The organism is Desulfitobacterium nosdiversum (assembly GCF_049860565.1).
Classification (GTDB): Bacteria; Bacillota; Desulfitobacteriia; order Desulfitobacteriales; family Desulfitobacteriaceae; genus Desulfitobacterium_A; species Desulfitobacterium_A nosdiversum.
The window spans coordinates 3540839-3553468 of the sequence record NZ_CP172056.1 but is presented as its reverse complement, the minus strand read 5'-3'; the positions used below and the strand labels follow the sequence as shown (position 1 = coordinate 3553468).

The 12630-nt window shown below is 39.8% G+C and carries 13 protein-coding genes; 9 read left to right on the top strand and 4 right to left on the bottom strand.

Features of this window, described 5'->3' with window-relative positions; all coding sequences use genetic code 11:
• Window positions 1–552: 552 nt before the first annotated feature.
• The 3 genes from ACHOLT_RS17315 (at window position 553) to ACHOLT_RS17305 (ending at window position 3230) form a co-directional block, all read left to right on the top strand.
• Window positions 553–1386 carry a prenyltransferase gene (locus tag ACHOLT_RS17315; RefSeq protein WP_425803172.1) on the top strand — a complete coding sequence of 278 codons (834 nt, stop codon included), beginning with the start codon at window positions 553–555 and terminating at the stop codon, window positions 1384–1386.
• 143 nt (window positions 1387–1529) lie between these two features.
• Complete coding sequence (locus tag ACHOLT_RS17310) at window positions 1530–2492, top strand: helix-turn-helix transcriptional regulator (RefSeq protein WP_425803170.1); 963 nt, start codon at window positions 1530–1532, stop codon at window positions 2490–2492.
• A gap of 111 nt (window positions 2493–2603) precedes the next feature.
• On the top strand, window positions 2604–3230 hold the full coding sequence (locus ACHOLT_RS17305) for a type 1 glutamine amidotransferase family protein (protein ID WP_425803168.1): 627 nt from the start codon (window positions 2604–2606) through the stop codon (window positions 3228–3230).
• 473 nt (window positions 3231–3703) lie between these two features.
• Here ACHOLT_RS17305 and ACHOLT_RS17300 read toward each other — a convergent pair whose 3' ends face one another.
• The gene (locus ACHOLT_RS17300) at window positions 3704–3994 is read right to left on the bottom strand and encodes a hypothetical protein (RefSeq protein ID WP_425803166.1); all 291 of its coding nucleotides are present in this window, start codon (window positions 3992–3994) and stop codon (window positions 3704–3706) included.
• Window positions 3995–4121: 127 nt separating this feature from the next.
• On the opposite strand from ACHOLT_RS17300, the gene ACHOLT_RS17295 reads away from it, so the two are divergent.
• The 6 genes from ACHOLT_RS17295 to ACHOLT_RS17270 all read left to right on the top strand — a co-directional run bounded on the left by ACHOLT_RS17295 (window position 4122) and on the right by ACHOLT_RS17270 (window position 9079).
• Window positions 4122–4523 (top strand): LysE family translocator, encoded by a 402-nt coding sequence (locus ACHOLT_RS17295; RefSeq protein ID WP_425803163.1) that lies wholly within the window; start codon window positions 4122–4124, stop codon window positions 4521–4523.
• A gap of 105 nt (window positions 4524–4628) precedes the next feature.
• Window positions 4629–5003 carry a winged helix-turn-helix transcriptional regulator gene (locus ACHOLT_RS17290; protein ID WP_425803161.1) on the top strand — a complete coding sequence of 125 codons (375 nt, stop codon included), beginning with the start codon at window positions 4629–4631 and terminating at the stop codon, window positions 5001–5003.
• A gap of 20 nt (window positions 5004–5023) precedes the next feature.
• Window positions 5024–5437, top strand: coding sequence for a GNAT family N-acetyltransferase (locus ACHOLT_RS17285; protein WP_425803158.1), 414 nt, complete (start codon window positions 5024–5026; stop codon window positions 5435–5437).
• A 181-nt stretch (window positions 5438–5618) separates the two neighbouring features.
• Window positions 5619–8060 (top strand): DNA ligase D, encoded by a 2442-nt coding sequence (gene ligD / locus ACHOLT_RS17280; protein WP_425808127.1) that lies wholly within the window; start codon window positions 5619–5621, stop codon window positions 8058–8060.
• Window positions 8061–8264: 204 nt separating this feature from the next.
• Window positions 8265–8471, top strand: a complete 207-nt coding sequence (locus ACHOLT_RS17275) for a hypothetical protein (protein ID WP_425803155.1) — start codon at window positions 8265–8267, stop codon at window positions 8469–8471.
• A gap of 392 nt (window positions 8472–8863) precedes the next feature.
• Window positions 8864–9079, top strand: a complete 216-nt coding sequence (locus tag ACHOLT_RS17270; RefSeq protein ID WP_425803153.1) for a hypothetical protein — start codon at window positions 8864–8866, stop codon at window positions 9077–9079.
• A 424-nt stretch (window positions 9080–9503) separates the two neighbouring features.
• On the opposite strand, the gene ACHOLT_RS17265 is transcribed toward ACHOLT_RS17270, so the two are convergent.
• From ACHOLT_RS17265 to ACHOLT_RS17255, 3 genes are all read right to left on the bottom strand, one after another.
• Window positions 9504–9806 carry a hypothetical protein gene (locus tag ACHOLT_RS17265; protein ID WP_425803151.1) on the bottom strand — a complete coding sequence of 101 codons (303 nt, stop codon included), beginning with the start codon at window positions 9804–9806 and terminating at the stop codon, window positions 9504–9506.
• An 819-nt stretch (window positions 9807–10625) separates the two neighbouring features.
• Entirely contained in the window at window positions 10626–11240 is a 615-nt protein-coding gene (locus tag ACHOLT_RS17260) for a hypothetical protein (protein WP_425803148.1), read from the bottom strand.
• Window positions 11241–11257: 17 nt separating this feature from the next.
• Window positions 11258–12439, bottom strand: a complete 1182-nt coding sequence (locus tag ACHOLT_RS17255) for a hypothetical protein (protein WP_425803146.1) — start codon at window positions 12437–12439, stop codon at window positions 11258–11260.
• Window positions 12440–12630: the final 191 nt, after the last annotated feature.

Here is a 12630-nt window from a genome sequence, read left to right as displayed (position 1 = left end):
ATTCAATTTGTCAATCTACTATTTAGCCGCCATCGCGCCGCTACTGACAAACGAACGTGGAAGGCGGTAGGCGTCCTGATAATGAAGATTTTATTGAAAAAGAGGCAGAGAAAGCATTTAAGGAAAAAAGATATTAATGTTATTTCTCAATATGCAAAAATGGAGCAAGTTCTTGTTCTACTTGCGGAGTGACTACTATTGTGTAATACTCCATGCATAACGATAAATTTGGCATACTTCTCAAAGGCAAATGCAAAAAGTGCGGCAAAGCTGTGGCAAGATTGGCTGAGGATGAATAAAAATTCGATGATCATTGCCGTTTGGCACTGACAGCCGGATTAAGTGTAAGTTCCGCCAAGGGGATACCAGAGGGGTACGACATCTTTTTTGTACACTCAAGGCAGTGGAGACGGTTGTACTTCTTAATAAGAACACATGACACAATCCTTTTTGAAAGAAGTTTTAAACATGTTAGATAATGCAAGAGAAAACTTATAGGTCTAGGTGAAGGAATAATAAGGAGATAGCTCAATATAAAAGGAGTTGAAAGAAATGGCTATACAGAAGCAATACTTATCAGATTATGAAGCGATATTGTCACACAGATATGATAATGGCGCAGACTATTGGACAACACCTGACAAACGCTTAATTAAGGGATCACCCTTTTCCACTCTGGATAGTGTACTTTATCTGTTGGAATTGGGTATGGAACCCAACGAGCCTCTGCTTAAAGAATGCGCCGATTTAATATTCAGTGCTTGGAGGGAAGATGGAAGTTTTAAGTTGTATCCGCAAGGCTCTATATACCCATGCCAGACCGCTCACGCTGCCGATGTACTCTGCCATATGGGATATGTATATGATGTCAGACTGCAAAAAACGTTCCAACATCTTTTAGACATACAATATGCTGATGGGGGCTGGCGTTGCAATAAGTTTAGCTTTGGTCGAGGTCCAGAAACTGAGTATTCAAACCCATTCCCAACACTTACTGTCTTAAGCGCATTCCGCTTTAGTGAATATCTCAACAAAGAACCAGCACTTAATAGAGCTGTGGAATTTTTGCTTGAGCATTGGACAATCCGTAAACCAATTGGTCCGTGCCACTATGGAATTGGAACATTGTTCATGCAGGTCGAGTATCCATTTCGCAACTACAATCTTTTTATTTACGTTTATATTTTGTCTTTTTACAATCGCGCAAAGGAGGATAACCGATTTCTGGAAGCTTTAAAAATGCTGGAATCCAAAATGGTAGATGGGCAGATTGTTGTTGAACGCAATGTTCCAAAGTTGGCTAAGTTTTCTTTTTGCAAAAAAGGTGAACCGAGTGCATTAGCCACAATACGCTTTCACGAAATATTAAAAAACCTTGGCAGATAGTTATGAACGAATGAACTGTAAAAAATGAGCAAAAATCGGAGCCCAAAAGTTTATTTATCACCCCGATTTTTAGAACCTTTTGTAGACGACACAAGGTATTTAGAAGGATGGATGGAAGAAAGGTAAGAGAGGAGGGGGTACCCATGTCAAAAAACGATAATATGCTTGCGATCTTGTGGATGCTGAATTCAGGCGCAAAAGTGACTGCAAAACAGATATCTGAAAAGTTAGAAATAAATATAAGGACTGTTTATCGTTATATTGATGCACTTTGTGCCAGTGGGGTGCCTATAATATCCGATACAGGTCATAATGGCGGGTATAGTTTACTGAACAATTTTATCAATATACCTTTATTTTTTGATATTGGAGAACTAAAAGCGCTGCTTCATTCTGCCGTATTTGCCAACGAAGCGGGATACCCTTTCAGTGAGTCGTTAAACAATGCAACACAAAAATTAAAATTGTATTCAAACCGGGAACAGGAAAGTATCCTCAATCGCCACTTAGCCGGTTTCGAAGTGATAAACCGTGATATTGCCCCGTCTGTTAAGCCGACATTGGAAGAACTGGAGCAGGCTATAGCAAACGAATATTCTGTAGAAATTGAATACCGTACAAGTCATGAAGAACAACCCCGGACAAGAGTGATTGACCCTTATGGAATGCTCTATTGGAACAATAAATGGTATACGGTTGGATTCTGCCATCTTCGAAACGAAATCAGAAGCTTTCGAGCTGAACGGATTTATCGGATACAGCGAACGCAAATGATGTTTAAAAGGCCGGAAGCCTTTTCTGCCAGGAAATTTTTTATGCAAAATCTTTTACCGGATTCTGAAAATAAGGATGGGGTGGTTACATTAATTATTTGTGGCAGGTCAGAAGCTTTGGACGATTTGTGCATCCATTGGTTTTTAGGTCATCACCTGAAAGAGCGTAGGTCAAATCAAGCAGTTTTTTTACTTGACGAAAGAGCACTTCATGCATATGTACCTTATTTCCTTCTATCTTACGGAAAGGCTATTCAAGTAATTGAACCACAGAGTTTAAAGAAAAAGCTTATTTCTATTGCATCGGAATTAATGGAATATTATCAATTATGATAGCTTTACTGACAGTAGTTGTCAGTGAAGCTGTTTTATTATAAGGATAAACATTCAATCCCAATGAATGATTGATTGATTGATGAATTGAAAAAGATGGAGGACAGGCAAATGAATAATACTGTATATCTTTATGTATTTGATACAATGGCTGATTGGGAAGTAGGTTATTTAACTGCGGAACTGAACTCCGGAAGATACTATAAGAAAGGCTTAACCCCATTAAAAATCGTTACCGTGGGAATTGAAAAGACTCCTATTACTACAATGGGAGGTTTAAAAATATTACCGGATATTGAACTGGATGAGTGCAGCATTGAAAACGCAGATGCTTTGATTCTACCGGGCGGAGATACGTGGGCAGAAACAATTCATGAGCCTATATTGAAAACGGTAGAGCAGTGTTTAAAGGGAAATATTCTTGTGGCGGCAATTTGTGGAGCTACAATAGGGCTTGCTCAGAAAGGATTGCTGGATTCACGATGGCATACGAGCAACGACTTGGAATACCTTAAAATGATATGTCCTACCTATAACGGAGAAAAGTACTACAAGAAGGAGTCTGGTGTAACTGCTGGAAAACTGATAACTGCTTCCGGAATAGCTCCTTTGGAATTTGCTTTACATGTCTTGAAGGCCTTAGACGTATTTACGCCGCAAACATTAAACGCCTGGTATAATCTTAATAAAGCTCATGAGCCTAAATATTTCTACGAGTTGATGAATTCAATCCAATGAAGGGGTAACTGAGGATAATGCATGTTATTCTTTGGCAATTTACGTTGCTGATGCTGATCAGGTATTTGAGTTATTAACTTTGCTTCAGGTGATCGATACGGAAGTATTTTGGATCCTTTTGGAGTGAGATGGTCCATTATGACTAGGATCGAGGATTTATCAGAAGAAGAAAGCAGTCGGAGAGTAAAAGAATGGGCTAAGAGCTTAAGTGCAACCGAAAAAACACGATGATATCTTTTGCATAAATATAGAAGTACAATTTATAAGATTATACCTCCGCCAAGGGGCTACCAGGTCCATACGGCATTTTTTTTTATCGTTCAAGGCACGTTGAGACAGTTGTTAGGATAGAGAAGAAATAGCCCATCAAAAAAGGGTTAGAGGAATCTAACCCTTTTTTGATGGGCTATTTTTATAAAAAATCCGCACATCGGACAACGATGCACGGAGAAATCACGGTATGTTTCAAGCAATTATGCCACGCTATAAATCTTTACATCCGGGTCAGCGCTCCAGAGCGGCTTGAGGCCAACGAAGACATCATTCTGGAACATTGCGCTGGACAGGTAAGCCTGTGCGTGTTCTATGCTGTCGAAGCCGTGAAGTACCTGAACATCCTCGCCACGAATCAGCAGGTCTTTGGTCAGAGCACCTTCAATTGTTTCCAGAAACGGGCCGCGATAATCAGTATAAACCTTGGCAGCGTCTGCCCGGTTGGCTTCTTCGATTTTCATTGTGATTTCCAAATAAGCATTTACTTTCATGGCGTTACCTCCAATTTTGTGATGTGACTCGTTTTGTTTGCCTGAGTCTGGTGTAATTATATTTCAAGCGCTCCAAGAGAAAAAGATATCCGCAAATTTATGAGTTACTCATAAATTTCATAGTTACTTGCTGATACACAGCCAGCCCTCTATAATAGCGTTACACTCGTTTGAACACAGGAGGGTAAAATGTCGATATCAGTTTTTTGGACAATGTTGGCTGGCAAAAAGGAAAACGACTAATTATTGGCATTTGTGCAGGTTATGCCTGTGTGCAGTTTTTTTTACCTTGGCGGTATATGGATTGAACGCTTTTCTCACACCAGTGCTTGCTGTGCTGAAATATATTGGAAGCATATATATGGTCTGGCTGGCAATACACATTTTTCGAAGTAAGCCGTTAAAGGATAAGAAGGATGGACAAGCATCCTTTCGAGAGGGATTCTCTCTTCAATTTGTAAATGTAAAAATCTATTTATATATTATGACTTTGTTGCTGGTCTATCTTGTTCCCCATATTAGCACTTAGAATTAAGATGCAGCGCATTTACGAAAAACACTACAAATCGATCAATTTTATATTGAGCCTGTTTTTGCTGTATTGTGCTTGGGATATTGTAAGGGGGTGAAGCTGATGTATCAACATAAAATGGAAGAGGACATCCGGTGTCCGCTTGAATATGGCCTTGAAATTTTCGGCGGAAAGTGGAAATCACGAATCATATGCGTTTTGGCTGAAAAAGGCACTTTACGATACAGTGCACTTCGAAAAGAAATGAGCAATATAACGGATGCTGTTCTGGCATCCACCCTCAAGGAACTGATTGCAGATGATATTGTGCAGAGAAAGTCATTCGATGAGATTCCGCCTCGTGTGGAGTATTGCCTCACTGAGAAGGGCAATTCTGTGATTCCTATTTTGCAGAGTATTTGCAGATGGTCTGGAGCCTATCACAAAGAAGATAATGAAAAGACAAGGACGCAATGTAAAAAATGTGACTATAAGTAAGGAAAAGGAGGCATTTTCCAATGACGATTACTTACACAGAGGAAAAAAAATTCACGCAAGAAGCAGTGCAGCAATTATTCTTATCTGTTGGCTGGGTGTCTGGTCAGTATCCAAGTCGATTGTATAAAGCATTGATAAATTCTTCTACCGTCTTAACAGCTTGGGATGGAGATAAACTGGTCGGTCTTGTACGGGTGCTGGATGACAGCGAAATGGTAGCATATATGCACTATGTTTTGGTAAATCCTGATTATCAAGGACAGAAAATTGCAGGAACAATGATTGGAATGATTAAGGAAAAATATAAGGATTATCTATATCTTGAAATAATGCCAGAAGAGAGCAAAAATGCCGCTTTTTACGAAAAATTTGGGTTTGAAATTATGGCAGATGGCGTAGCAATGCAGCTTTGCAATTTTAATAATCAATACTAACGAACAATTGAATAGATAAACTGCTAGCCGACCATGGTGTATTTTTTCTACCAGGTCGGCTGTTTTTTTATGAACGAATTTTAGTTTATTCAAGAATCACAGAAAGCGCATGGAAAACGTCCGGATACTTATAATTCAATTGGAAACAATAGCAAAAAAGAGAAGGAACCGGCGTGATGATATGACTGCAAAACTCAACCGATACAACCAGAAAAGAAATTTTGAAAGAACCTTGGAGCCGGAAGGGATAACTGAAATTGCCCAAGAGGGTCTGAGGTTTGTCGTACAGCACCATATAGCCCGCAGAGATCACTACGATCTCCGTCTGGAATGGGACGGAGCCCTGTTGAGCTGGGCAGTGCCCAAGGGGCCTTCCTACGATACCCGTGACAAGAGGCTCGCCGTACAGGTGGAGGAGCATCCTTTGGAATACAGGAACTTTGAGGGGACGATTCCCAAAGGGGAATATGGCGGCGGAGTCGTCATGATCTGGGATGAAGGCTGTTGGGAACCTTATGGGGATGTGGATGACGGACTCCGTGAAGGTGTGCTGAAGTTTGTTCTGAAAGGAAGAAGACTGAAGGGAAAGTGGGCTCTGGTGCGGTTGAAAAGGAAAGCGGGCGAGACGAAGGATAACTGGCTGTTGCTTAAAGAAAAAGATGAGTATGCCAAAACTGCCGACGGGATTTCCGAATTTAGCACCAGCATCAGAACTGGGCGCACCATGACGGAAATCGAAGAAGGGGAAGACGAAAAGATCACGAGGAACTCCTTCAGCAGTACCGGCGTGCAGCTGGCCCAATTAGTCAATACGGTTCCTGAGGGTGAGGATTGGCTTTATGAGTTGAAATACGATGGCTACAGGATACTGGCCTATATTGAAGGCAACAGCGTCCGGCTCATCACCCGAAACGGCAATGATTATACCGAACGGTTCCAGGATGTCGCCTCTTCCCTCGTCGATTGGGCTGACGGAAGGGCGATGATTCTGGACGGTGAAATGACCATCACGGACGCAGCGGGTAGGACGGATTTTCAGGCTCTGCAGAACTATCTGAAAAATCCCCAGGCCCAAAACCTGACCTATATCGTCTTTGATCTCCTGGCGCTGGATGGGGCGGACCTCCGGGGACAGCGTCTGATCGACAGGAAGGAAACGTTGGAAGCTTTGATGCAGGATGCTCCCAAAAACCTCCACTACAGCCGCCATGTCAGAGGGAACGGCCGGGAAAGTTTCCGCGCGGCCTGTGCGGCGGGCATGGAAGGGATCATCGGTAAAAAAGCCGATTCCATCTACAACGGAACGAGAAACGGTGACTGGATCAAGCTTAAATGCGAGCAAAGGCAGGAATTTGTCATCGGCGGCTATACCCTTTCCTCTAAAAAAACCAGCGGGATAAGTTCCCTGCTCCTTGGGGTCTATGAAGGCGGGGAATTGGTCTATGCCGGGCGTGCCGGCACCGGCCTGAGTGAAGCCGACATGAAAGAGCTTGAGGGAGAATTTAAGAGCATAAAGAGAATGGAGCCTCCTTTCAAACTCGCGCCAAAGCGCAGGTCGAATGAAAAGATCACTTGGCTTGAACCTGAACTGGTCGCCGAAATCAAATTTGCCGAATGGACCGAAGATCACCGGTTAAGGCAAGCAAGCTTCAAAGGCCTGCGGAAGGATAAAGATCCCAGGGATATAAAGAAGGAGAAAGCGGATGACGCGATACAGCCTCAATCCTTCGCCAAAGGAGTGGAAAGCCCCATGAAAGCAAACGATAACAGCATCATCATCGAAGGAATAAAGATTAGCAATCCGGATAAGGTGATCTTTGCCGACCCTGAAGTCACCAAAGGGGATGTGATCCGGTATTACGCCAAGGTGGCAGAGCGCATGCTGCCGTATGTGAGCCGCAGGGTTCTCAGCATTGTACGCTGTCCCAAAGGCATATCCCAGACCTGCTTCTACAAGAAGCATCCCGGTCTGGGCAGCCAAGGAATCGTCACCATCCCTGTTTCCACCAGTGACGGAGAAACGGAAGATTACTTCTATATTGAGAACGCATCCGGACTTATTGCCGAAGCACAAATGGGCACGCTGGAATTTCATACCTGGGGAAGCCGTGTGGACGAGCTGGAAAAGCCGGATCTGATGGTATTTGATTTGGATCCGGATGAGGGAATGGATCTGAGTACGGTGCGTCAGGGTGTACGGGATATGAAAAATATTCTTGCCGAGCTTTCCCTGAATTCGTATCTCAAGACCAGCGGCGGCAAAGGGTATCATGTGGTCGTCCCTTTAAAACCGGCCGTTTCCTGGGAGGTGTTTCACGATTTTGCCAGGCGCGTTGCCCAAGTGATGGAGCAGAAGTGGCCTGACCGCTACACAAGCAATGTCAGGAAAGCCAAGCGCACCAACAAGATATTCATCGACTGGATTCGCAACGGCAGAGGCGCTACAAGCATTGCCCCTTATTCCCTAAGAGCGAGAAAAGGGGCTGGGATATCCATGCCTATCGCCTGGGATGAACTGGACACGGTGGCTCCTGACGGTATCAATATGGCGGAAGCGCTCCGGAGGATCGGCGGCAAGGACCCCTGGCAAGATTTTTTTCGGAATAATCAGCAGCTTAAATGAGCAGGCGCGTGATAAGAATACAAATGCAACTGAGCCTCCCAGCACAGTCTATTTCTGCGATGGGGAGGCTCAGTTTATAATTTCCGCTTTTAATGGTTTACTGCAGTTTTTAATACATGGATTTAAAGAATACTGTGCACTTCTGTTTTTCAAAGGTCCCTGTTACAGGATGCCCATGGTATTCTGGTCCAAAAAACGAAGAATGTGCAGGCAGGGCGCCAGATCCGGTTCACCAATGTTCGAGAAATCGTTGAGATGGAAACCATCTTGAAAACCTATATTCATGAAGCCATTGAAGTTGAAAAAGCCGGTTTGGAAGTGAATTTCAAAAAGAATACTGAATTCGTAATTCCTGAAGAATTGCAAAATAAATTCGATGAAATCCCTGCTTTGAAAACTACTTTCGAATGATTGACGCAGGGACGGCAAAGAACATACATTCTTCATTTTTCTCAATCTAAACAATATCTGGTTTTAAGATTTGATTAAATTTTACACCTATTTCTTTGTCAAAGAGGTCGGTATCTTGTAAAAATGTATTCCATAATATTTTCTCTTTTCGCATATTATGGATAAAATTGCATAAAAATAAGAATAAATCAATATTAACGTAAAATATCACTTATTATCTCTTAGTATCTCACGTTTTCATAATAGAAATAAAATATATTTGTCTTTATAAGGTTAGAAAAGGGAAGATTTGTTTAACTTATGATAGAAATTTATAGATAATCTAGCAGGAATTAGGGAGTCTAATGTTTAATAAATGTTTATAATGTCCGAGCAAGGGGTGGTGATTTTTAATGTTTATCATATTCCCAGGAGATGAAAAGATTAAGGCTAGATTAGACTCCATCTGTAAATCATTGGATTTAACCTACGAGCAATGGTTTCAGAAAGCTATAAAGGATTCAGAGTACGATGTTCTAGTTAAATTCATAAACAATCCAGAAGATCAAAATTCGTGGAAATGGGATGAAAACCTTTGTCTGTTTGTAAGAAACAGTGAGGTTGAATAAATTCTTAGTTGATATCAAGAAAGCACTTTGGGGTGAAATAAAACCCTAAAGTGCTTTTTATTTGCATCTTTAATTTGTTCTTCTTTTTTTGCCTGTTAGCATTTTGACTTGAGTTGTTGCAAAAAGTATTCTTTATTCAAAATTCAAGAGTGGTTATGATACAACCATAATATGTGATGTTAAAATTAAAAGTAAAATATACTGATAAATGATAGATATCCACAACGTTTTTTACGGTATTGTGTTTTCGGTTATTTGATATACCTGAGGGATATCATTAATACCGTCAATTCCAAGTGCCTGTTAATGAACGCATCACAACGGTACTTACCTTTTTTAAATCTTTTACTTGAGAATTTAAATAATGCATCAGGGTACCTTAACTTTTAATCTTTATAATAAAGCCTTCTTAGCCCTTTATTTATTAAACTTGTCTTTGTCCCCATGACCATCCATTTCCTACTGAGACAAATAAATTACCTTTAACCTTACACGTGTTAAATACTTGTGATTCCTTGTCAGTAAAGTAGTTTCGTAAACTTTCAGATGTATTATTACTTTCTTCAAACTGGCCGCAATAAGTATTAAATGGTAATTCGATCTGTTTCCCAGAGTTTCCAGTAGCGGTATCATATAGCCCATTTTTAGTAAGTTCACTCTTCACATTCTCATAATCATCTGCTTCAGCATCGGATAAGTCAAATGTTAATGTAACAAAATAACTCATTACTCCATCTCCCTTATTTAAGTAGACGTACCCTGATACTCAAAAGTCTTTAACTTCAAAAAATTAACTAAAGAATTGGTCTTCCTCTTTGACGCACCGAATAAGTGTAAAATTAACTTGAAGTTGTTATAGGTTAAGTTTTGTATTTGAAAGGATTTTTCATGTTTAAGAATGAGATTCATTCATTTTTCTGAACGTCTACTTTTAATTTCTTTAGTGCATAGCCAAGTAAGAATCCAAAAGAGCTGGCTGACCATGATGAAATCATACTAAATATATAGACTAGATAATGAACGTTAGTGCCTGTTATGTAAAAATATTTAAGTCCATAAGTGGGAACCGTAGTAAGTATATCTATAGGAAGCACAATGATTGCAAAGCCTCCAATGGGTGCCATAAAATATGAAATTAGACAAATTGAACCACTAATTCCCCAATATAGTGAGATGAATTTTATGAAGCTCTTCTTTTTCATATAGCCCATAACTATTCCGTATAATAACAAAGCTACTAAAAAGACAATACTTACTATTAAGCCTTCAAACTTGTCTGGAACTGTACCCCATTCCCCTAAGAAAGATGCCCAATTGGACTTGTAGCCAAACAGGATTGCTAAGATTGAAATGGAGAGAGTGAAAACTAGATTCCTTTTTATATTAAATCACTTCCTTTTATTTTTCAGATGTTTTTAGTTTAATCCATTTACCTAATAATACGCTCTTTCCAATATAGTTAGAAGGGGATGCCGAGTTGGTATCCCCTTTTTGAGAAAATTCCTATCTATAAGCAATTCTATCAACCTTATGACGGTATAACAAATTAGTCATAGTGTGGGTCCATATAGCTCCATTGGGTGACAGGATTAAAGGTGTTACCTGTCCAAGTAAACCATATGGAGCTGTGATACGGAGTCGAATTTTTGTTACTAATATCCCAATTACCGTTTTTGTCCATTAAGACATCCCAGTTATTCCATTCATAAGCATATTCAACTAAACCATCGCAACGTAGCTGGGAAACACTTCCGGGTGAAATATAAGTCATAGAAGTATAACCATGCATCATATCAATCGGGGTATAGGTTACATTTGCTTGATTTGCCAAAAAACGAGCTGTATAAAGAACATTATTTAGATCGTTATCAGTCATACCGTATTTATATTGTGGGGGCCCTTGGTAGTTACGTACAATTCCATCGCCGTCTGTAAGGAAAGTGTTCCAAGTATGACTTGAGACAACCCCACTTCCTCCAGGAGCCTCAATGACAGCCCAGCCAACCGTGGAATAATTGTTAATTGCAGCGTGCCAAGTTAAATTGTCCAATACGCCGTCTCTGTAGACTGCATCGCCGTAATGATTGGCAGCAAAAGCGGGTGAAACATTAGCAAATAGTAAAGAAAATACAAGTAAACATGTACTTATTATCTTTTTCATGTTCTATCCTCACTTTCTTATTTATAATCAACGTCCCATTTAGTGTTTCTGTCAATATTACTGCTATTGATCAGACTAATGATATTGTCCAGTCTAGCTTTTAAAGCTTGATCGGTAGTAGAGGCTTCTAACTCAGTAATCTTGGGTAAGAAGCTCTTGAAAGGTGCAATTTCCACACTTGTCAAAGCAGTGTTTAGTACCAACGAATCACTACTATTCAGCATATCAGCGACTACTAAGAAATTTCTATCGCTATAGAATCGAATGGCAAAATCATCATTGATTTTGGCCCGATTTTGAAGAACTGTCTCGACTGACTTAGCATTCTTAAAGTGAGCAAGTGAGAATACTGCACTCTGTACTACATTAGGGTTATTCGTCTGTTTAAGTACATCATTTATCAAATCAATCTCATCTTCTGAGCCGGTGATATTCTCAACTTGTTTAGTGTAATTACCTAATGTATCTAGGGAAACGGCGACTTCTGTTTCTGAATACATATTTACATTATTTAATATATCCAGGACATGCTTATTTCCCTTTTCCTTATCAATCCTTTTTAAAATTCTTATTGCATTAGCTTTCAAAACAGCAGAGGAGTCTTGGGAACTTATCAGCTCCTCAAGGATCGGAACATCCGATGCGTTGTAATTATCGGTTTGGAGCAAGGAAACAACTCTTAAATCATTCCGCTGGGTCTTATCTTGGTAAATATTTCGAAGTAACCGATTATATTCCTCATCATTTTTAGTGCCTTTTTGATAGTTCTCAGTACTCTTAATGTCCATGGCATATCTTTTAAAGTTATTGCTATAATTTGGATTCGTAAATATAGATTCAAAGTCTGCATTAGTTAAATTACCCAATAATTTTTCCTTGGTCGCTGATGCAAAAATTTGTAAGTCGGAGATATTTTCCGGATCTTTTGTTTCATCGGATACTTCTGCAACTGCGAGTAATAATTCATCTTTATTTAAACCCTTGAGATAGTTATCCACATCTTTCTGAGGCGTTTTGGATTGTGTAGAAATAGCTTTTAACTTGTTTAAATGAGCCTTCTTCACAACATCTTGTTGATTTGGAAGAGAAATTCCTGTTTTGGCATACTGAGCAACGGCATAAGAATTTTCAAAACCTAAAGTTGAAACCAATATGCCAGATATAACCAACGAACCAATGATTATCAATTTTTTGGACATAATACCACTCCTTAGCACTATTTCATTGTTTTTTAAAATTTTACTTATTATATCACCTTTTCCATATAATGTTTTGTAGGCCTACAATTTATATTATAGTATTTATTCTTGTCGATTTCCTAAAAAATGTTATAAATCGTGTCGAATTCCATATATAAATTATTGATTCTTCAAAGCTTAAAGAAGTTTTA